Here is a 1,108-nt window from a genome sequence, read left to right on the forward strand (position 1 = left end):
GCTCATTGCATATGACCATCCAGACGGCTGTGCTGATCGAGACGCTGGTGGCGTTGGGCGCCGATGTGCGCTGGGCGTCGTGCAACATCTTCTCGACCCAGGACCACGCTGCCGCGGCGATTGCCGAAGCAGGCATTCCGGTCTTTGCGATCAAGGGCCAGTCGCTGGAAGAGCATTGGGATTATTTGGATAAATCCTTCATGTTTGAGGAAGGCCCCAACCTGATCCTCGACGATGGCGGCGATGCCACCCTTTATGTTCTGCTGGGCGCGCGTGCCGAGGCGGGCGAGGATATCATTCCCGTGCCGCAGTCCGAAGAAGAAGCGGTCATCAAGGTGCAGATCCAGAAGCGCATGGAAGCATCCCCGGGCTGGTTCACCAAGACCCGCGATGCGATCCTGGGTGTGTCCGAGGAAACCACTACCGGCGTGCACCGCCTCTATGATCTGCAGAAGAACGGCCAGCTGCCGTTCCCGGCGATCAACGTGAATGACTCGGTCACCAAGTCGAAGTTCGACAACAAATACGGCTGTAAGGAATCGCTGGTCGACGGCATCCGCCGGGCCACCGACACCATGATGGCCGGCAAGGTCGCTGTGGTCTGCGGTTACGGTGACGTGGGCAAGGGCTCTGCCGCCTCCCTGCGCGGTGCAGGCGCCCGCGTTAAGGTCACCGAAGCGGACCCGATCTGCGCCCTGCAGGCCGCGATGGACGGTTTTGAAGTGGTGCTGCTGGAAGAGGAAGTCGGTTCCGCCGATATCTTCATCACCACCACCGGCAACAAGGACGTGATCCGCATCGAGCACATGCGCGAGATGAAGGACATGGCGATTGTCGGCAACATCGGCCATTTCGACAACGAGATCCAGGTCGCCGCGCTGAAAAACCACAAGTGGACCAACATCAAAGAACAGGTGGACATGATCGAGATGCCCTCGGGCAACCGCATGATCCTGCTGTCCGAAGGCCGCCTGCTGAACCTCGGTAATGCCACCGGCCATCCGAGTTTTGTGATGTCGGCCTCCTTTACCAACCAGGTGCTGGCCCAGATGGAGCTGTGGACCCGCGGCGACCACTATGAAAACGACGTCTATATCCTGCCCAAGCA

At 59.9% G+C, this 1,108-nt stretch carries 1 protein-coding gene; it reads left to right on the plus strand.

Annotation, left to right across the window (positions count from 1 at the left end):
- Positions 1–1,108, plus strand: a 1,108-nt coding sequence (locus tag A2I95_RS41175; RefSeq protein ID WP_291738052.1) for an adenosylhomocysteinase, incomplete at both ends; no start/stop codon positions are given.

Source organism: Leisingera sp. F5 (assembly GCF_001593695.1).